Origin of the sequence: Niallia sp. FSL W8-0177 (genome assembly GCF_038006285.1) — a bacterium.
Classification (GTDB): domain Bacteria; phylum Bacillota; class Bacilli; order Bacillales; family Cytobacillaceae; genus Niallia; species Niallia circulans_A.
The window spans coordinates 28,126-48,522 of the sequence record NZ_JBBOUX010000001.1 but is presented as its reverse complement, the minus strand read 5'-3'; the positions used below and the strand labels follow the sequence as shown (position 1 = coordinate 48,522).

The 20,397-nt window shown below is 36.1% G+C and carries 18 protein-coding genes and 1 riboswitch; of the genes, 7 read left to right on the top strand and 11 right to left on the bottom strand.

Annotated elements, in window-relative coordinates; all coding sequences use genetic code 11:
• Positions 1-23: 23 nt before the first annotated feature.
• Positions 24-995: a sensor domain-containing diguanylate cyclase gene (locus NST77_RS00220; RefSeq protein ID WP_053215639.1), complete on the bottom strand. Its 972-nt coding sequence runs from the start codon at positions 993-995 to the stop codon at positions 24-26.
• 108 nt (positions 996-1,103) lie between these two features.
• A riboswitch (cyclic di-GMP riboswitch) is annotated at positions 1,104-1,189 on the bottom strand.
• A gap of 254 nt (positions 1,190-1,443) precedes the next feature.
• Here NST77_RS00220 and NST77_RS00215 point away from each other — a divergent pair.
• Positions 1,444-1,980: a CueP family metal-binding protein gene (locus tag NST77_RS00215; protein ID WP_095330894.1), complete on the top strand. Its 537-nt coding sequence runs from the start codon at positions 1,444-1,446 to the stop codon at positions 1,978-1,980.
• A 50-nt stretch (positions 1,981-2,030) separates the two neighbouring features.
• On the opposite strand, the gene NST77_RS00210 is transcribed toward NST77_RS00215, so the two are convergent.
• The 3 genes from NST77_RS00210 to NST77_RS00200 form a co-directional block, all read right to left on the bottom strand.
• Positions 2,031-2,855: a GNAT family N-acetyltransferase gene (locus tag NST77_RS00210; RefSeq protein WP_061800605.1), complete on the bottom strand. Its 825-nt coding sequence runs from the start codon at positions 2,853-2,855 to the stop codon at positions 2,031-2,033.
• Between the two features lie 65 nt (positions 2,856-2,920).
• Positions 2,921-3,985, bottom strand: a complete 1,065-nt coding sequence (locus NST77_RS00205; protein ID WP_061800603.1) for a UvrB/UvrC motif-containing protein — start codon at positions 3,983-3,985, stop codon at positions 2,921-2,923.
• Positions 3,986-4,007: 22 nt separating this feature from the next.
• Positions 4,008-4,973 (bottom strand): S66 family peptidase, encoded by a 966-nt coding sequence (locus NST77_RS00200; protein ID WP_061800600.1) that lies wholly within the window; start codon positions 4,971-4,973, stop codon positions 4,008-4,010.
• A 124-nt stretch (positions 4,974-5,097) separates the two neighbouring features.
• On the opposite strand from NST77_RS00200, the gene NST77_RS00195 reads away from it, so the two are divergent.
• Positions 5,098-5,310, top strand: a complete 213-nt coding sequence (locus NST77_RS00195; protein WP_061800598.1) for a DUF5316 family protein — start codon at positions 5,098-5,100, stop codon at positions 5,308-5,310.
• Positions 5,311-5,325: 15 nt separating this feature from the next.
• Here NST77_RS00195 and abc-f read toward each other — a convergent pair whose 3' ends face one another.
• Positions 5,326-6,957 carry a ribosomal protection-like ABC-F family protein gene (abc-f, locus tag NST77_RS00190; protein WP_061800594.1) on the bottom strand — a complete coding sequence of 544 codons (1,632 nt, stop codon included), beginning with the start codon at positions 6,955-6,957 and terminating at the stop codon, positions 5,326-5,328.
• Between the two features lie 536 nt (positions 6,958-7,493).
• Between abc-f and NST77_RS00185 the strand changes: the two genes are divergently transcribed.
• Both NST77_RS00185 and NST77_RS00180 read left to right on the top strand, forming a co-directional pair.
• On the top strand, positions 7,494-8,888 hold the full coding sequence (locus tag NST77_RS00185; protein WP_235850288.1) for an amino acid ABC transporter substrate-binding protein/permease: 1,395 nt from the start codon (positions 7,494-7,496) through the stop codon (positions 8,886-8,888).
• Positions 8,875-9,603 (top strand): amino acid ABC transporter ATP-binding protein, encoded by a 729-nt coding sequence (locus NST77_RS00180; protein WP_095330890.1) that lies wholly within the window; start codon positions 8,875-8,877, stop codon positions 9,601-9,603. Before NST77_RS00185 ends, NST77_RS00180 begins: the two co-directional genes overlap by 14 nt.
• 31 nt (positions 9,604-9,634) lie before the next feature.
• On the opposite strand, the gene NST77_RS00175 is transcribed toward NST77_RS00180, so the two are convergent.
• Positions 9,635-9,982 carry a winged helix-turn-helix transcriptional regulator gene (locus NST77_RS00175; protein ID WP_047941655.1) on the bottom strand — a complete coding sequence of 116 codons (348 nt, stop codon included), beginning with the start codon at positions 9,980-9,982 and terminating at the stop codon, positions 9,635-9,637.
• Between the two features lie 172 nt (positions 9,983-10,154).
• On the opposite strand from NST77_RS00175, the gene NST77_RS00170 reads away from it, so the two are divergent.
• Entirely contained in the window at positions 10,155-11,009 is an 855-nt protein-coding gene (locus tag NST77_RS00170; protein WP_163187951.1) for an NmrA family NAD(P)-binding protein, read from the top strand.
• Positions 11,010-11,098: 89 nt separating this feature from the next.
• On the opposite strand, the gene NST77_RS00165 is transcribed toward NST77_RS00170, so the two are convergent.
• Both NST77_RS00165 and NST77_RS00160 read right to left on the bottom strand, forming a co-directional pair.
• On the bottom strand, positions 11,099-13,762 hold the full coding sequence (locus NST77_RS00165; protein ID WP_341122620.1) for a glycosylhydrolase-like jelly roll fold domain-containing protein: 2,664 nt from the start codon (positions 13,760-13,762) through the stop codon (positions 11,099-11,101).
• A gap of 269 nt (positions 13,763-14,031) precedes the next feature.
• Positions 14,032-15,396 (bottom strand): PTS transporter subunit EIIC, encoded by a 1,365-nt coding sequence (locus NST77_RS00160; protein WP_341122619.1) that lies wholly within the window; start codon positions 15,394-15,396, stop codon positions 14,032-14,034.
• A gap of 181 nt (positions 15,397-15,577) precedes the next feature.
• On the opposite strand from NST77_RS00160, the gene NST77_RS00155 reads away from it, so the two are divergent.
• On the top strand, positions 15,578-16,594 hold the full coding sequence (locus NST77_RS00155) for an AraC family transcriptional regulator (RefSeq protein ID WP_095322536.1): 1,017 nt from the start codon (positions 15,578-15,580) through the stop codon (positions 16,592-16,594).
• 46 nt (positions 16,595-16,640) lie between these two features.
• Here the strand turns inward: NST77_RS00155 and NST77_RS00150 are convergent, their stop codons facing one another.
• Positions 16,641-17,474 (bottom strand): helix-turn-helix transcriptional regulator, encoded by an 834-nt coding sequence (locus NST77_RS00150; RefSeq protein ID WP_095330886.1) that lies wholly within the window; start codon positions 17,472-17,474, stop codon positions 16,641-16,643.
• Positions 17,475-17,580: 106 nt separating this feature from the next.
• Here NST77_RS00150 and fabF point away from each other — a divergent pair, with 106 nt between their 5' ends.
• Positions 17,581-18,813, top strand: a complete 1,233-nt coding sequence (fabF, locus tag NST77_RS00145) for a beta-ketoacyl-ACP synthase II (RefSeq protein WP_095330884.1) — start codon at positions 17,581-17,583, stop codon at positions 18,811-18,813.
• A 53-nt stretch (positions 18,814-18,866) separates the two neighbouring features.
• Here the strand turns inward: fabF and NST77_RS00140 are convergent, their stop codons facing one another.
• Positions 18,867-20,135: an MFS transporter gene (locus NST77_RS00140; protein WP_095330882.1), complete on the bottom strand. Its 1,269-nt coding sequence runs from the start codon at positions 20,133-20,135 to the stop codon at positions 18,867-18,869.
• Complete coding sequence (locus tag NST77_RS00135) at positions 20,084-20,329, bottom strand: hypothetical protein (RefSeq protein WP_341122618.1); 246 nt, start codon at positions 20,327-20,329, stop codon at positions 20,084-20,086. The genes NST77_RS00140 and NST77_RS00135 overlap by 52 nt, the downstream gene beginning before the upstream one ends.
• Positions 20,330-20,397: the final 68 nt, after the last annotated feature.

Below are 20,397 nucleotides of genomic sequence, written 5' to 3'. Positions count from 1 at the left end.
TCTTCCCTGTGCTGCAAAACAAGTTATTCTGCCAATACTTTATTTTGATTTTTCTTTTTCTTCTGAACTTTATTTTGATACATATGATTATCTGCTTCTGTAAATAAGGCTGTCATTCTTCCAAGAGAGCTTTGACCAAATGCGTAGCCAATCGACATTCTCACCATGTTTTCTTCTACGCATTTTCCCTTATCGCTTAATCCCATCGTCATCCTCTTATATAACTCTTCTATTTCTTCTTGCTGCATTCCTTGAATTAACAAGACAAATTCATCCCCGCCGATTCTCGAGACCGTAATATAAGGAGAAGAAAAAGTATTTAATAATTTTCCAGCTGCTTTAATTAAATCATCGCCTTGTTTATGACCGTACTTATCATTAACTTGTTTTAGTTCATCTAAATCACATAGGATAATGGCAATTACTTCATCTATTTTCGTATCAAATTCTTCCATCTTTTGTTCAAAGTAAAAGCGATTATATACTTCTGTCAATGCATCATGGATCAGCTGATGCTCTAAATTCTCTCGTAGTCTTACTTTCTCGTCGATATTACGAATGATTCCATGAATCGCTACAAGCTCTCCATGCTCATAAATAGGCGTCGCATATTCCTCAAACCATTTATAAGAACCGTCTGAACATCTCATTCGTTGAACCAATGGCTGACTATAATCAATTGCACCATGAAGTTTTTTGTACATAATGTGATAATCATCGGGATAAATCATTTCTAAAGGGGCATACGGATTCCGATAAAATTCCTTGACCATGCCATCTCCTAATACAGCATCGGCGGAAGGACTAATATACGAATGTCTCATTTGCGGTTTCACTTCATATCGATAAACGATGTCCTTTGAGCTTTCCACTAGTCGAAACATAATGTCTTCTTTTTCTACTTTCGCTTTCCACTTATTATATTTACGCTTATCATTTTTTTTCCAAAAGAAAATACCTATCATTACTCCGCAGCAAAAATATAATATCCCCATTTTTCTCCTCACCTTACCATTAGTGAGACTATCATCGACATATTACAGCTATCCAAATAATAGAAAAAAGCTAATCTTCCACCGATTAGCCCTTCTTTATCAAGATAAATCGGTAACTGGCTGACTTAATCTCCACGATCTTAGTCCCTATAGCTTTGCGTCTTCACCTTTCGATGAATTTGCCTTTATCATTTTATTATATTTAAATAATGAAATACTCTATTTCCTTTTTCTAGTTTCTATTACAAATTTTATAGGAAAATAGACAGATACACAAGAGAAAGAAAGGACTTTTCTCACAATTTTTACCAAACTTCTGAAAAATGAAAAAGAAATCGATTAAATAAAAAAAATTCACAAAATCTCCATTTTTCTTTCATAATTTTTTGCTCTTTTTTGTTATCTTTATACATAAGCAGTCAAACTTGAAAGGGAGAATGCGATTAATATGAAAAAAACTAAACTTATCATTCCGATATTTATTACCATACTATTTGCTGTAACGATTCTTTTAATTATTACCCAAAATAACCGCTATGAAAAAATGGACGATAGCGATCTCAAACAACTTGTTCAAGATTTTAGTTCCGGGAAGAAGTCAGCAGCTGCCGCTTCCATTACCTCTGATACATTAACAGTGAATACTCTCGACAACGAAGAGCATCTCTATCGCTTGCCCAAGGAGGAATTTTTTGTTTCTGTTGCTCCTTACTTAGTAGATACTCACCCTTGTGCTATCCATAATTTAACAGGGTGCCGCGGGGAATTGGCAAATAAGGAATTCGCGGTACTTATTGAAGATGACGTGGGGAATGTTTATGTAGATGAACTTATAACTTCTCAGCAAAACGGGTTTATCGATTTATGGCTTCCACGCAATAAAGATTTAAAATTAACCATCTCCTATAATGGCAAAACAGCCAAATCGGATCTCGCTACTTTTAAGGATGATAATACATGTATTACTGCTCTTCCTTTGATATAAGGATAGAAGGTATCTTAATGACTACATTTAGATACCTTCTGTCAAAAGAGTTATTTATATTCATAATAGTCCTGAGAATGATAGCTTCGAAATCCACAAGACTCATAAAGTTTAAGCGCTCGAGCATTTTTTGCTTCTACTTCTAAAAAGATAGAAAGGCCTTTTTCCTTTTCCATTTTTACCACTTTGGATAATGCCCTTCTGCCAATTCCTTTTCCGCGAAGCTCTGGAACAACAACGAACCCGTAAATCCATGCTTCTCCATCGGTTTCAGAAACTCTGATTTTCCCCGCTGTTTTTCCATCTACCTCAATAATCATGCGTTTATCACCAGCCTGCTCCGTTATGGTGTTAACGTAATCTCGAGCATCCTCCTCAGCTATACCAAAGCCTAAAACATCAAGCTCTATTTCTATTTCTTTATCCTGATCATAATCATATGGTCTTAAAGAAATCGCAGCATCCTCTATTAAATCTTCCTTATGCCATTTCATTTGATGTTCCGAAAAGGCATAGGAACATGGTAGCTTCTCTAGAAATACTTTTGCACTCTGCGATGCAGCAGGAGCATTCAATAATATACTCGTAGCTTCTCTCTGTCTTGCTGTTTCTAAGCCTTCTTCCAGCAAAGCTGTAAAAATCCCGTTCCGGCGAAAATGTGGATGAACCATACCACACAACTCAACTTTTTTGCCAAAATAGTAGCTCCCTAAAAAGCCAACTAGTTTGCCGTCTACATAATAAAAAAAGTCCTCTTTCTTTTCTCCATTTCGATTTTCGAGCATATCAAAGTTAAGCTTTAACTCAAAACCTTCTTCTTTCTCACAAATATCCTTAAGCTCTCTAATTTCAGCAATTTGTTCTTTTGACAGCATATTGATTTCTCCTCTATTTTAGGATGTCACTGCATTTTTATCTGTATTTCCTGAAAAATTTCTTATTAATGAAAGGGAATGATTTTCCTGAGATTGTTTTCCAAATTACCACATTCTCTATTTCCCTGCCATTCGCCCTCTATGACAACATACTGACAATTGCCGCTGTTTAAATAGTTGTAAATAATATAAGCTTCGTCTATTTCTGCTTTATCTAAAGTGCCAATAAACAGATTCTTTCTTGAAAGATATGTGCAAATCTGCCTCTTCACCACTTGCATATCAAAATGATTTGCTTCATATATTTGCCGGTATAAAATTTGATTTCGTCTAATCAGAAATAGCTTTATCCGGCCATTATCTAAGTACTCGACTGCTAGAAAAAGACGATTATCTACCATAATATTTATTACTGTTTCTGTTTGCAGAATCGTCTTTATTTTGGCAATGGTATCTCTTATTTCCGCTGCTTTCTCAAACTCAAAATTACTAGAAGCTTCATTCATTTCAGCGGACATCTCTTCTAGTATTCTAGTATCCTGTTTTTTAAATAAAGAGATAAGACGATGGATAATTTGTTGATACGTTTCTTCAGCTATTGGATTGAAGCAAATCCCTATACACTTTCCGATTGTATAATTGAGACAGGGACTAGTACTGTTTGTCGTATTGGAACAATCTATTTTATAAAATGATTTGATTCCTTTTATCGCATTTTCTACTGTTCTTTTACTAGTGAAAGGACCAAAATAATAATGAATATCTTCCTTCTCCAATTCATTTACAATCTCCATACGGTAGCTGCCCTTCTGGTATCGGAATATGATGTAGTTGTATGCCTTTGTCGCTTTCATCATCCGATTGTACATGGGCTGGATCTCTTTTATTAACTTACATTCCAGCATTAATGCCTCAAACTCCGTGTCTGTGACAATAAAGTCAAAATCCTTTATATGCTTCACTAATTTTTCTATTTTACCAATCCGATTTTTCGAATGCTGAAAATAAGAAGAAACTCTATTTTTTAATCTTTTGGATTTGCCAACGTAAATGATTTGTCCAGAGGAATCCTTCATCAAATATACCCCTGGAGATGCGGGCAGATTTTTTATCTTTTCTTTAAGCTCCAAGTCTATTCCTCCACTGAACCATTTAAAAAGTAGTCATTTTAATTCCATAGTTCTTTGTATCAATCTCTACTTCTCCCCCAATGGGAAAAGTAAAGAATGGTTGGATATGACCAAAATCCACATCATATAATACAGGGATTTGCTGCAAAAGAGGATGTTTATCTAAAATAAACAAAAGCTGCTCTTCTGTCATTTTCGAAGCTCGCTGAAATCTCCCAATTACTAATGCTTTAATTATTCCTGCTGTCTGCAACAAAGAGGTTAAATCTCTTGCGAATGTTTCTGGAATGGTTAATTCATCATCTTCTACAAATAGAATGCCATCTTTAAGATTAGGCATATATTCTGTTCCCTGCAGTAAATTTAAGGTACATAGATTACCACCAAACAATTGCCCTTTTGCACTTCCCTCTTGGTATACCCTCCAGCCTCCAGGTTCATATTGGCGATTTTCTTGATCCAAATACCACGCATCATCTGTCCACACATCAGAAGGCTCTATGATAAACGCACTAGTTTCCATCAAGCATTTCCGGAAATATTCTGTTTGGTATTCCTGTAGCTTTTCCATTTGGAAGCTAGAAAAGTGTGGACCAGAATAGGTAATAAAATCAGCCTTGGTTGTAATCGCAGTTGCTAAAGCGGTTATATCACTATACCCACAAAGCATCTTAGGGTTAGCTTTTATTAAATCAAAATCTAAATAAGGCAACAGCTCATTGCTGTTAAATCCGCCAATGACCGTTAATATTCCTTTTACATTTTGATCCCGAAAAGCATCATGAATATCCTCCACCCGATGCTCAATCGTGGAGGAGAATTGTAAGTCAGATTCAAAAATATGCTTCCCAAACGTCACAACAAAGCCAAGATTCTCTAATCTTTTCTTTGCTTGCTCTATTCCCTCTTCTGATAAAATTGCTGCACTTCGACTAGGGGCAATTACTCTAATTTCATCGCCCTTTTGTAGCTTAGCAGGTATTCTCATGTCTGTTCCTCCTCTTTCTTCTTATTAAAGCATAAATAATCTTATATTTCTGTAACTTTCAAGTTGGATCAAACGTATATTTTAAACAAGAAAATTACTTCTTGTTTAAAAAGGAGGAATATCTATGTTTGTGTTTTTTTTCATCATCGGTATCATCTCGATCTTCATCGCGGTGACAATGATCGGAGCGTGGCCAGATGGCAGGCAGCACAGAAACCACCATTTCACAGAAACAAAAGAAGATCGCGCATTAAACATAAAAATATCCATGATAGCCTTTCTAATTGGTGTAGTCTCATTAGCAATAGCTGGAATAATTAATTATTTTACAAATTAAAAGGGGAATAACCCCCTATAGCTCCTTCATTTGCTTCGTTAATTCCAGAAACTTTCTATCTAATTCCGCATATTCCTTATCCTTTGGTGTCATAAAGCTTAATTTTCCTAACACTTCTTGTCTTTCTGTCTCCAGTTTTAGCCGTAATTCTTCTTTATTATCTCTATCCCGTTTTGGAGACTCTGTCCATTGCCTTTGAACCGTTCCATTACCTATGATTAGCTTACTTGACGTTGTTTGCTCTAGGAAATAACGGTCATGGGAAACAATAATAAGTGTTCCATTATACTGGGATAGCGTTTTTTCTAATTGCTCTCGGGAAGGTAAATCAAGATGGTTGGTTGGTTCATCGAGTATGAGCACATCTTTTTCTTCTAAAATATAAGCCATTAATTTGCATTTTACCCGTTCTCCCATGCTCATACTTTTTATTGGTTCCTTCCATTGAGACGCCATAAACCCTAAATGTTTCATCAGTGTTTGTACTTTTCCTCTTTCTTTAAATGTTTCTTTAAAGAATAGCTGTTCTGGTGTTTCCTCTAAAGGAAGATCGAATACTTCCTGTGTTAGATAGCCGATAGTGGCTGTCGGTGAAATCCAGACTTCTCCATTGGCCTTTTCTTTTCCTAAAATAATGTTTAATAAGGTTGTTTTCCCACTTCCGTTAGGTCCCATAATCGCAACCTTTTCCCCATGCTGAATCGTTATATTCACCTTTTCAAACAACATTTTAGAGTCAAATGCTTTGGATAAATCTTTAATTTCCAAAAAGCGTTTCCCCTTCTTTTTATTCGCTTCAATCGAAAAAGCTACCGTATACTCTTCGTCTAAACGTTCCACTTTATTTTTTTCCAGCTCTTTTTCTAAACGTTTTTGCTTTGATTTGACTTGAGCATCCATTCGTTTGGCCTTTGTGCGATAATATTCTTTTGGGAATTCTTGTTTTGTTGATTGGGCATGTGCTTTCTGAGACCAAGAGGTGAGCTCCTTCATTTGTCCTTCCACTTGTTTAATCTTCTTCTGCTGTTTATCATACTCCCGCTGCTGGGTTAATCTCTTTTGCTCGCGTGCCTCCATATAGCTTGTATAATTCCCTTTATGTTCGATAAGCTGTTTATTTTCAAGCGACCAGATTTTCGTCGTAACTTTATCCAAGAAATAGCGGTCATGAGAAACGATAATAATGGTTCCTTTATATGCTGTTATTAGTTCATGAAGCAGTGCCATACTTTGTTCATCTAAGTGGTTGGTTGGTTCATCTAATAGCAATAAATCAGCATCATGGGCAAAGCCTTTACCAAGACGTGCTTTTAATTTTTCCCCGCCACTCATTACTCGGAAGTCCTTTGTCGGCACCTGCCATTTCTCTAATAGCTTCGATTCCAAAAAAGTTTCTTTCTCTAAGTCATAATTTTCGGTCTCCTGTTCAACCATTTTAACCGATAAGTCTTCCTTTACCCACTTAATATGTCCATCTGTAGGGACAATTTCTTTATTTATTAACTGCAGTAAAGTCGATTTGCCTGCACCATTTTTGCCAATAATCCCAATAACTTCTCCTTGCTGTACACTTGCATTTATATTTGTAAAAATAGTTGTATCGAGCACTTCATATCCGATATTGATTAACTTTAAGAGTTCTTTCATATTATCAATCCCTTTCAGAAGGGAGAAAAAAATCCTCCCAAATTTTCTCTGGAAGGATTAGCCGTACCTAATTATTTGCTCATTCACACCATACATAACCGATATACAAAAAGCGTGCATATCGACCAATCATTGTGCACATACCATTAGAGATATGCTTGAAAAAGCGATTTATGGAAATGGGCAGACTAATCCTATTTTTTGTTCCATTTGAAATGTATTTCATTCAAATTTTGGAAAAATAAGATTAGTTCTTCATCGTTCACCCATCATCCCTTTCGTTATAAGTAACTGTAGTATAACATACTTGCCCTTAAGGAATCCAGCGTCTTAAAAATAATTGGTAAATTTTCTCTTAATATTCCTATCTGTACAAGATCAAAATTGTTTAGTATTATTTTAATTATGTTTTGTTAGGTAATCTAACATGTTATACCAGAACTTTATAACCTTAAGAAAAACGAAAAGGAGTTGCACGAATGAAAGAAAAGAAAAGGATGTCTAAATTAGTTTTATTCTTCGTAGTTATCTTAACTATGCTGAATATTATTTCTCCTATATCAAAAGCAGAAGCAAAGGAGAAAGTATATCAGATTGCAACAGATATTACATTTGCACCATTTGAATTTCAGGATGTAAATGGCGACTTCGTCGGAATCGATATGGATTTAATGGCTGCTATTGCGAAAGATCAAGGTTTCAAATATGAAATGAAGCCACTTGGATTTAACGCAGCTGTTCAAGCACTTGAATCAAAACAAGTGGATGCTGTTATTGCCGGGATGAGCATAACAGAAGAACGACAAATGAAATTTGATTTCTCGGAACCCTATTTTGATTCTGGTATCATTATGGCCGTCGACAGCGATAATGATAAAGTCTCCTCCTATAAAGACTTGAAAGGTCAAAAGGTTGCTGTTAAAACAGGAACAGAGGGTGCAAGCTTTGCAGAAAGCATCAAAGACAAATATGGTTTTTCCATCGTAACATTCGATGATTCTGCTAATATGTACGAGGAAGTAAGAACTGGAAATTCCGTGGCTGTATTTGATGATTATCCAGTATTAGCATATGGAATCAAGCAAGGAAATGGCTTAAAAAGTGTAACAGATAAAGAAGCAGGAGCCTCTTATGGATTCGCTGTTTCCAAAGGACAAAATACAGAGCTTCTTGAAATGTTCAACACTGGATTAGCCAATCTAAAGGCATCTGGAGAATATCAAGAAATATTAGATAAATACTTAGAAACTGGATCAGATGAAGAAGCTAAGAGTGGCTTTTTTGGTTTATTAAAAGAGAGCTTCCCAAGCTTATTATCTGGTTTAAAAATGACACTTATCTTAACAGTCGTTTCTCTATTAATTGCAACTGTACTAGGAATTATCTTTGGACTATTACGTATTGCAAAAAGTAAAGTTTTACGAACAATTGCTGGTATATACATTGATATTTTCCGAGGAACACCATTAATTGTCCAAGCATTCTTTATTTACTTCGGAATTCCAGCAGCTCTTGACTTCCGAATTACAGCAGTTGCTGCCGGTCTTATTACATTAAGTTTAAACGCTGGTGCTTATATGGCTGAAATTGTTCGCGGAGGAATTCAATCCGTTGATAAAGGGCAGATGGAGGCTGCGCGCAGTTTAGGACTTCCTTATGGAAAAGCAATGAGAAAGGTAGTGCTTCCACAGGCTATCCAATTAATGATTCCAGCATTTATTAACCAATTTGTTATTACACTAAAAGATACGTCTATTCTTTCCATTATCGGTATTAACGAATTGACACAAAGCGGAAAAATTATTATTGCAAGAAACTTAGAATCATTCCAAATGTGGCTAATCGTCGGAATTATGTACTTTATCGTCATTATGATTCTAACAAAAGTATCAAATCGATTAGAAAGAAGGATTAAAAATGGCCAAGCTTAATGTGACGAATCTGAAAAAATCATATGGTAATCTTGAAGTTTTAAAATCGATTGATTTACAGGTAACAGAGGGCGAAGTTGTTTGTTTAATCGGTCCTTCTGGCTCCGGAAAAAGTACCCTTCTTCGCTGTTTAAATATGTTAGAAGAAGTTACAAGTGGCGAAGTTGTTGTAAATGACTTTAAATTAACGGATAAAAAAAATGATATTAACAAAATCAGAGAAAATATCGGAATGGTGTTTCAGCATTTCAATCTTTTCCCACATCTAACGGTTTTGGAAAATATCACCCTTGCTCCAGTTGATTTGAAAAAAGCAACGCCACAGCAAGCAAAGGAAAAAGCCTTACAACTATTAGACCGTGTCGGCTTAAAGGATAAAGCTAATGAAAATCCTTCTAAATTGTCTGGCGGTCAAAAGCAAAGGGTTGCCATTGCACGCGCCCTTGCGATGAACCCTGATATTATGCTGTTCGATGAGCCAACAAGTGCACTTGATCCTGAAATGGTCGGAGAAGTATTAAACGTTATTAAGCAATTAGCTCAAGAAGGAATGACGATGGTAATTGTTACACATGAGATGGGCTTCGCTAGAGAAGTAGCAGACCGCGTAATCTTCATGGATAATGGCTATATCGTGGAAGAGGGCACACCACAAGAGATTTTTGGAAACCCACAAAATGAGCGTACAAAAGATTTCTTGAATAAAGTATTGTAAAGCTAATGGGGACAATTATTTGTCCCCATTTTTATTCCTTAAAATGCTTTTTCCCCCACTCTCCCATTAAATCAAGAATAGGAATAAAGCTAACTCCCTTTTCTGTTAAGGAATATTCCACTTTGGGAGGCACTTCTTTATAAACTTCTCTGTGCACCATTTGATCTGCTTCTAATTCTCTTAACTGCCTTGTTAAAATCCCTTTTGATATGCCAGGCAATAGTCTTTGCAATTCATTAAACCGTTTTGTCCCCTGACTTAAATGCCATAAGATAATAATCTTCCATCTTCCCGCCGTTAAATTTTGTGTATAAGTTACAGGACAAAAACCCTCCTCATCGATTGAGACAGATTCATTTTGAACAAAAAAACGTGCCATTTTCTCTCTCCTTCCAATGGTACTATTTATGTGACTATGTTATAAAAAAATAACTACTTTCATTTTTTTTACTATGAATATACTATATACCTATATTGGATATCCAACAACACATCTTGTTAAAGTCGTTGGGTTATAATGAAAGAAAAACATTAATTGGAGGGAATTTCAAATGAAACTATTAGTAACAGGCGCTACTGGTAAACTTGGATCTAAAATCGTAAATGTTTTATTAGCAAAAGTACCTGCTGATCAGCTTGCTGTCAGTGTACGCAATCCAGAAAAAGCAGAGGATTTACGCGCAAAAGGCGTAGATGTTCGCCATGGAGATTTCGATCAGCCAGAAACTTTGGCAGCAGCCTTCAAAGGAATCGATCGCCTATTAATTATTTCAGCAGATGGAGATACAGAAACTAGAATTCGCCAACACAATAATGCTGTCGATGCTGCTAAAAACGCTGGTGTTTCCTTTATCGCATATACAAGTATTGTGAATGCACAGGAAAGCACTAACTTCCTTGCTGAAGTTCATAAAGCAACAGAGATTGCTATTCAAAAAACAGGTATCCCTTATTCCTTCTTACGTAATAACTGGTACCTAGAAAATGAGCTTTCTACTATTCAAGGAGTTCAAAGTGGAGCACCGTGGGTTACCTCTGCTGGCAGCGGAAAGGTCGGCTGGGCTCTACAGCAGGACTATGCAGAAGCTGCAGCAGAAGTGCTAGCCGGTGAAGGACATGAAAATACGATTTATGAACTTTCTGGCAAACCTTTATCACAAGAAGAGATCGCTGCTGCTGTTAGCCAGGTGATTGGAAAAGAAGTACCTGTCCAACATGTAGATGACAGTAAATATGCAGAAATAATGACACAAGCTGGCATACCAGATTTTGTTGTTCCTATGCTTGTAGCAATTCAAAAGGATATTCGCGAAGGTACTTTAGACATTGAAAGCAATGATTTTGAAAAATTGCTGGGCCGTTCGGAAACACCTGTAGTGGATGGAGTTAGAAAGCTTATTTCTTGAATTAGGCAATAGGAAGAAAAACAATAGAAATTCAGAATAAAAAGGTATGTCTCCTTTAAGGAGCATACCTTATAAACAATCATTAAATACTATTTAATGTCATATCCCTGCAATGAAACATTTCCAAGCAATCCACTGGGCTGTAATACTCGATATTGGGATAAGTAATCCTTTTGCATAGTGCCTAATGTATTGGTTACATCTACTCTTAAGGAATTTATTCCCTCTTTCAAATAATCTGTAACATCAAATTTATAAGGCTTAGCTATCTTAGTCCCCGCTTTATATTCATTAACAAATACTTCTGCTATTTCATATACATCTCCTAAATCTAAGTAATAATATTTTGACTCTTTATCTTTAAGAGTAAATGTAATCTCATAGCGAATAGTTCCAGAAAAATTCGGATATAGAGATGGCTTAGCTATATTTTCAAGTCGTTCTATTTGAATTTTTTTCTCGAAACGAGGATATTCCTGTGCTGTACTAAAGGACACTTCCCACGTTCCCTCTATAGCTACTGCTGATTTTCGTATAGGAGTTAAGCGTTTCTCAGCTGCTAATGCTTTCTCCGTGACAATAAATAAACAGGATTCTTGAGGGCTCAACTTTAAGGAAATTTCATTTTGTTTTCCATCTGCACTGTATGAAAGCCTATTATTTATTGCATCATATGAATAAATATATCCCTTTTGTTTTAGCGTGACCTTGGTATCTACCTCTAAATTTGGAGATTCATTAAAAAACATATATACTTCATCATTTCCATGACGATATTGATAATATCGAAGAGTTGGTGAATTCTTCTTCAAGATAATTTCGTAGGAACCAATAGAATGCAAATAACCTGCTAACTCCTCCAAAGAAACTATCTGAACTTGTTTACTCGCTTCAAATAGAGAGTAATAATCTGTTAATATATCCCCTTCACTTGATTCTACAGGATATCCTTCTATAAAGATAATTGTTGCTCCTTGCTCTATAAACTTCTTCAGTAATTTCATAAAAACTAATGGAAGTTTTTCCGAGAAGGGAATAATAAGATTTTGGAACTTCTCTCCATTTAACACAATTTGGTTATTTAGAACTTTAGCTTCTTTTAACATTTCTATAGAAATAACATCAAAGTCAATTTGGTTCCTTGATAATTCTTTAGCGGGCTTTTGAAATAGCATAGCTTCTCCTGACCATTCAGCCTCTGCATGATACAGAATTAAAGAAGTTGCCACATGTACTCCATCACTTAACAGCTCGGATACTCGATTGGTATAGTTCATCAACAATGGTAAATATCGATATTGAGCATCATTTCCATGTGCATAGAAATGTGGCGGACAATCAGAATCTGGATATGGTGCCATATCAAATGCATGTGGAACAAAATGATTGACCCCTCTTACAAGCATGTGATCTGTCATCCATTTCATTAGGTTTAGTCCCTCTGACCAACCATATGCTCCATAAATTTCACACATCGTTCTTCCCATTTTCTTTGGATCTAAATGGCCAAGCGAAGCGCCCATCTTTGCTAAACCATAGTGAAAGAATTCACCATCCCAACCAGTTGATGTAAAAGTTTTAAAATAGTCTTCATCCATTCCTGGAAGTAATTGATGAAGCACTACGTCAATCCCAGACATGCTCTGTCCTTTAATAGCTCTATAATAATGGCCAGCTCCATAGCCAAGACGCCCATGAGCATTATTATCTTCAATTAAATGGCCAATGTATTCTACCCCGTGGTCATTACACCAACTCGCTAATTTTCCTGTAAAGTTATCAGCATATGCTTGAGAGACAATATCCATATAAACATATCGTACAAGACTTTGATCTGTTGTCCCATTTGTTATTAATAATGGTAATAAAGTCTTTGCACTCTTTCCAAGTCTTGTTTCTAACATAGATAATAGATCTGCTCTCCATGGGAGAACCATTTCAGTTTTGCCAATAATGGCATTAGGACCTTTTATATTTCCAAATCTTGGTTCATCTGTGAAAAATCCAGCTATTGTAGTACCAAAATACTCAGAAAAATGCTCATAATGGGGTTGATACACAGTATCAATTAATACTTGTGTAGCCAAAGGGTCAATAGGATTCAGATATCCCTCCGTAGACGATTCCCCTCCATTAAAGGTTTCTACTAATGTAAATATACGCCAATTCCCCGCTGGCATATCCCAGTAAACTACTCCATCCTTCAAGTATTTTGTAATATCTGTTAATGTACTCGTATCTACTGTTTCATAATCAACCACTCTTCCAGCTATGACGGCTATTATTTTTTCTCCATATTCATCCACTACTTTTTGCATCTTGGCTTTATCTGTTCCCACAGTCATAATTGAATTTCTATCCCCACCTACATGCCATTTAACAATAATTCCTGCATCTTTTTGTGGTCCATGATAATCTACTTGATTGATTCTTAAAAATTTCTTTCGTAGCTTAGGAAAATCCTTCAAAATAGCGCCATTTGCATACCCCGTTGGAAAATGAGAATCATCAAATAGCCAAACTTTCATAGTTTTTTCTTTTGCTGCTTCTAATACTACTTTTAAATCTCTCCACCATTTTTCCCCTACAAAATCAGGATGGGGCCTTGGCTCTACACAAAGTGCTTTTATTCCACTTTCATAGATTTTATTAACATACTCTCGAATAACTTCCTCTGATTCTCCATGCATCCACAAGAAAGGCAATATATAATTATCTTCCTGCTCATTAAGTAACGTTGTTATTTTCTTCATATCTAAAAGCCCTTACCTTTCTTTATATTTCCCAAAAACCTTAATTGAACCAATTGGACCATTACAAACAGTTGATCCCCACCTCTCTATCCCCCATTCTCATAGATAAGAGGTGAGAATCTTACTGCCGCAAAAGTGAATGAGATAAACTACCAATATTCTTAACTTATTCAAGCCTCTTTTTTCAAAATATAACGCATTGCTCACAAATAGATTTCTTTAAAACTTGTAATCTCCTACTTAAAGTATTAAATAAAAAAATTGATTTGCTATATATCATTTCTTGATGCAAATAAATAGGTTAATAACAGAGAGACAAAGAACCCAACTGTTGACGCAATCACATAAGCTGTGAAACTAACATCTATTCCTTCAGGATTAATAAATAATGGTGCTGCGAACAATGCATTTCCACCAAATCCAAACATCTTTGCGTTCATCGCTGCTGTTATGCCTCCTCCAATGCCTCCTCCAATGAAAGCTGCTACAAATGGCTTCTTATATGGTAATGCAATACCATAAATAATAGGTTCTGTTACTCCAAATAAGCCTGTAAGTCCGGTTGAGAATCCTAGTGAGCGTTTAACCTTGTCTTTTTGTTTCAAGGCAAAACCAATCGCTGCACCTGCTAGCGCAAAAACAGTAACATTTAAAATCGCATTAATTGGATCTTCTCCCATATTTGTAATATTGTTAATTAAAATTGGAATAAAAGCATAATGTAAACCAAAAATAACGACTAATTGCCAAAATGCACCTAAGATAATACCAGTAATAATTGGGCTAAATCCATAGATTGCTTGGGTGCTAGTTGCAAGAATGTCACTTATAAAAGTCATAATTGGACCAATAACCAAGAATGTAAGTGGAACTGTTATAATTAACGTGACAAAAGGTGTTAAAAATAATTGAACAGAAGATGGAACAACCTTTTTTACCCGTATTTCAACAAATGCTGCTAGGGCAACTGCTGCAATAATAGGAAAGACAGAGTTACCATAACTTGTTAATATAACAGGAATTTTCAAGAATGTTATACTTACTCCATCATTGTAAAGCGTTACGATATCAGGGTAGACAAGTGCTGACCCAATCGCAGCGCCAATATATGGATTAGATTTAAATTTTATTGCTGCTGAAACTCCTAGAATAATTGGAAGAAAGTAAAAGAATCCATCTGCTAATGCATATAAAATCTGATAAGTACCACTTTCTGTTGACAATAGATTAAATGAAGTTAGACCAGCAAGTAGTCCTTTCATGATACCTACTGCTGCCATAACACCCATTACAGGGAAAATAATTCCAGAAATCAATTTAAAAAAACGATTAAACAATCCGACCTTTTCCTTATTCTCTTCGACTTCCTCTTGAGCTTCTTTCTTCTCTATTCCTAGTATGTTACACACTTTCTCATATGCCTTGGATACTTCTGTTCCTATAATTACTTGATACTGACCACCAGATATCGTTACGCCAAGCACTCCAGGAATTTGTTTTACTGTCTTTGTATCGGGGACTTTAGCATCTTTTAATACAAAACGTAATCTTGTCATACAGTGTGTTACATTTCTAATATTATCTTTCCCACCAACTTCAGTAACAATTTGTTCTGCCAATGAAGTATAATCCATTTATCTCACTCCTTTTCTTTCCTAACTTAACCTGCATTATTGATGCGCGCGCATTTTTTATTAACGATCAAATTTGTAATCGCTAACACTTTGAATTGTAAACGATTTTATAATAAGATTAAATTGCGATAATTAACTTAAAATATCACCAAACTTAACTTAATGAAATGAGTGTCTCTTTATGTTACCAAGTGAATTAAAAAAATTCTTATTTACAATGACGGCAAGTGAAAAAGAGCATAAAAAAAATGCTAAACTTAACAGCACCTTATACAAGAGTTTTGAAAAGGTTTATATAGACAATAAAGAAGTTTATGTATTTAAACTGGATGAACAACGGAAATCTATTAATTTCGGTTATGGGAATAACTCAAAATTTGAAATTGTTAAACATTCTAGATATTCACTTATCCCCTTTCACATTCATGATTATATTGAAATGAATTATGTATATTCAGGATCCTGTACTGCATTAGTGCAAGATCAAATTATCCACTTAAAAAGTGGGGATATTTGTATAATGGACACACTTGTTCCACATACGATTACAGATGTGGAAGAAAAGGACATTATTATCAACTTTTTAATGAGCAAGAGTTATTTTACTGCATCTATGTTAAGCCGCATTTCCAGTAATAGTATTATTTCTGATTTCCTGTTAGATGCAATCACTCAAGATAGGCAGCATAATCGCTATATTTTATTCCACTGTCAAAAGAGTGACAAATTTGAATACCTTGTTGAAAATCTCTTATGTGAATACTATAATCCTAGCTTCTGTGCAAAGGATATTATCGATGCCTATATGATTCTAATTTTTGCGGAATTATTATTTCATTATCAAAGAGATACTAATACAAATTCATCAATATCTAGACAGCCATATATATTGGAAATTCTTCAATTTATTGAAGAGAATTTTCAAACTTGTACATTGAATTCTACTGCAGAACATTTTTCCTTTCATCCAAATTATTTAAGTAGAATGATTAAGAAGAATACCGGAAAAGGCTTTAAACAGCTTCTTCAAGAACAAAGATTAAATAAGGCTAGTTTTCTTTTAGCTAATACAGAAAAAACCGTGGAAGAAGTATTAATGGAAGTCGGATACCAAAATCATGGCTTCTTTAATAAAATTTTTAAAGAGCGATATGGACTGTTACCAAAAGAATATAAGAAGAATAAAGGAAGAAAATGACCGATTCAACATCATCATTCTCTTCCTTCATTACGATCTACACCTCTCATTTCATCAAATGCTTAATCTTCTCCTCCGTCCCTGTTCCATCAACAGGCGTATAAATACTACATCTTAAATCATTTGCGCCATGAACTTGTAAGGAGGTTAAATTATAAATCATTTTTCCTGCCTTGGAATGGCGAAATTCAATTAATACCTCAGGAGCAGAACTTACTTCACTTTCATTCCACATCCTATTAAAGTCTGGATAGTTCTTTTTCATGTCTTCGATAAATTCTTGATACCACTCATCGGCCATATATTGTCCTAAATAAGTGCGAAAGATGGAAATAAATCCTTTTACAAAGTCCTCCCAATTGACTGCCAATGCTCTTAGTTCTTTTCTGGAAAAAAGCAATTCGATGAGATTTCTTTTTTCCGATGGGATTTTTTCAAAGTCTAGGAATACTTGCTTGGCGGCTTCATTCCAGCCGACGATAAAAGAACGGCGATCCGTTATAATAGTTGGACAGTAGCGAAGTTCCTTTAAAATTCTTTCTAAGGCTGGAGTCATCATGTCTTCTTCCGCCTCTTTAGGAAAAAAAGAATTTCCCTCCTCAAACGCTAATCCATATACATATTTTCGCTCATCCGAATTTAATTGCAGCGCATCTGCTACTGCTTCGAGAACAGAGATAGACACTTTAATATCTCTACCTTGCTCTAGCCAGGTATACCAGGTAGTGCTTACTCCAGCTAATTGTGCCACTTCCTCACGGCGGAGTCCTGCTGTTCTTCTTCTCGTTCCAGCTGGGAGTCCAACCATTTGCGGCTGTATCTTAGAGCGCTTTGTTTTCAAAAATTCCGAGAGTGCTTCTAGCCTTATATCTCTATTCATATCCATTCTCCTTTTTAAGCTAGTACTATTTATACTAGTATAAACTACAACTTGTAATAGGATAAGAAAAGGATACAATAAAGAAAAAAGGAATGGGGGAAAAATCGTGAAAAGAGTTGTTGTCACTGGAATGGGAATTATTTCACCGTTAGGAAATAACGTGGATGAATATTGGCAGAACCTCTTAAAGGGTGAATCGGGAATCCTTTCTATCGACCATTTAGATGTATCTAATTCCAAAACAAGAATAGCTGGAGTAGTAACTGACTTTCATCCAGATGAAAGATGGGGAGCAAAAGAAGCAAAAAAATTGGACCGATTTAGCCAGTTTGCGTTAGCTGCTGCAGAAGAAGCCTTAACAAATTCACAGTTAGACTTAGATTCAATAGATAAAGAGCGAATGGGTGTTTATGTAGGATCAGGAATCGGCGGTTTGACCACCCTTATCGATAATGTAAATACATTGAATCAAAGAGGTCCTAATCGAGTCAGTCCTAACTTAGTACCGATGATGATTTCCAATGCAGCTGCAGCGCAAATTAGTATTAAATTCGGAGCTCAAGGTCCTTCCCTCTCTCCGGTAACAGCTTGTTCCATTGGAAATACATCGATTGGGGAAGCCTTTCATACGATTCGAAATGGTGATGCAGATGTGATGGTTGCGGGCGGAGCGGAGGCTGCAATTACGAATCTTTCCTTAGCAAGCTTCGGGAATGCCAGAGCATTATCGACAAGAAATGACGAACCTGCTTCAGCAAGTAGACCTTTTGATAAAAATCGAGATGGATTCGTGATGAGTGAAGGGGCAGCTATTTTAGTAGTGGAAGACTTGGAACATGCTATAAAGCGTAATGCTCCCATTTTAGCTGAAATCATTGGATATGGTGCAAGCTCAGATGCCCATCATATGGTGGCTACCCATCCAGAAGGAAGAGGAGCATATCTTGCTATGAAGCGGGCATTAACTAAAGCAAATATTTCTCCTTCTGATGTAGATGTGATTAGCGCCCATGCAACCAGTACGCCTGTCGGCGATCTCTCGGAAACATTAGCGATTAAGAAATTATTTGAAGAAGACGCCTATAAAATTCCTGTAACGGCGAATAAGTCCATGCTTGGTCATATGCTTGGTGCTGCTGGTGGAGCGGAAGCAATTGCTTTAATACAGAGCTTGAGAGAAGGGATTATCCCGCCAACTACTAATTTGGAAACTCCAGACCCAGACTGTGATTTAGACTATGTCCCAGAGGGAGCAAGAAAAGCCGACATATCCATTGGTCTCTCTAATTCCTTTGGCTTTGGCGGTCATAACTCAGCTATTTTGTTAAAGAAATATTAATAGAAAAGACTAGGAAAAAGGAACGAATCCATTTCCTAGTCTTTCTTAATTGATTAAGCAGCCAGCTTGTTTTTATTGATGCTTTCTTTATCCAAAAAGGCAAAGTAAGGACTCGATAATCCCACTAAAGAAACAGTAGTAATTATTGCTCCAATTAAAATGTATAAAGGCCGGATTCCCCATAATTCACTTAATGCTCCGCCTACTAGTACACCAAGCGGCATCATCGCTCGAATGATAAAGGATCGGACCGAGATAATTTTGCCCATTAAATGATTGGGAACGGTTTGCTGACAAAGTGTAATATTATGTATGCTGAAAAATGCCATAGTGATGCCAGCAACTATTTCCGTTGCGATGGCTGAAATGAGTGAGCTTGTTATTCCTAAATTAATGTATGTCACTCCCCCTATTAATAGTGCTCCTAGCATCAAGCGTCTCCGTGATTGGAATTTGATTTTGCCAACAAGTAAGGTTCCAAACATATATCCTAAAGGAAAACCCGCCATAAAATAACCGTACATGGCATTATTTCCATTTAGCACTGTTTTAATATAGGGAATATTAATCACCATTGTGACCCCTACCCCAAATTGAACAAATGCTAAAAAAATCCCTAACCACACAATCGTTTTTTGTTGAAAGAAGTAGCGAACCCCCTCCATAAATTCCACTGCCCACGTTTTTCTTTCTACTTTCTCTTCTCTTACTTCCATAATACCTAGCAAAAGACATCCACTAAGCATCAGCGCCGTACAAATAAACAATAAAGTACTGCCAATTCCGATATATTCAATGACAATCCCTGCAAAAACTGGCGCTGTGAACGTCATTAATCTGGCCATTCCTTCTACATAGGCATTAGCACTACTTAATTGCTCTTTGGAAACAAGATTAGGCAGTATGGCTTGATTAGCAGGAGAATAAATCGGAGTTATTAATCCAATGATGATTTGAACAATATAAACATGCCACGGTACTAATGTGTCTGATACAAACCCAATGAGAGGAAAAAGAAATATTATGCCTCTACTCCAGAGAGCAAAAATCATCATCCATTTTCTACTCCAACGATCAAGGTATGGACCAATAAAAAGCTGAAGGATGAGAGAAGGCAGAAAATATAATAGCCACATACTGCCTAAAGCCCAAGTTGAACCAGTAATTTCATAGATTAATAACGAGTTGCAAAAGGTCCCAAAGGCTCCCGCTAACTCCGATATCCCATTTCCAATCCACATAGTCGTGAATGATTTATTGCGAAAAATATTCAAATGAACACCACTTTCTTTGGTTTGATCGGTTGATTGGTGATTTGGCATCTTATCTTAGATGCTTTGGCCGATTTCCCTCCACTTTGGCTGATATTTTCCTTGTTTGGCTGATTCCCTTCTCCCTTTGGCTGATATTTCTCCAGTTTGGCTGATTCTCTCCTCCCTTTGGCTGATTCTCTCCTCCCTTTGGCTGATATTTTCCTAGTTTGGCTGATTCCCTTCTCCTTTTGGCTGATATACACCTCTTTAAGCTGATTCTCCTCCCTAATCTAGATTAGATATCCCTCCTTTCACTCTTTAATCTCCTTCA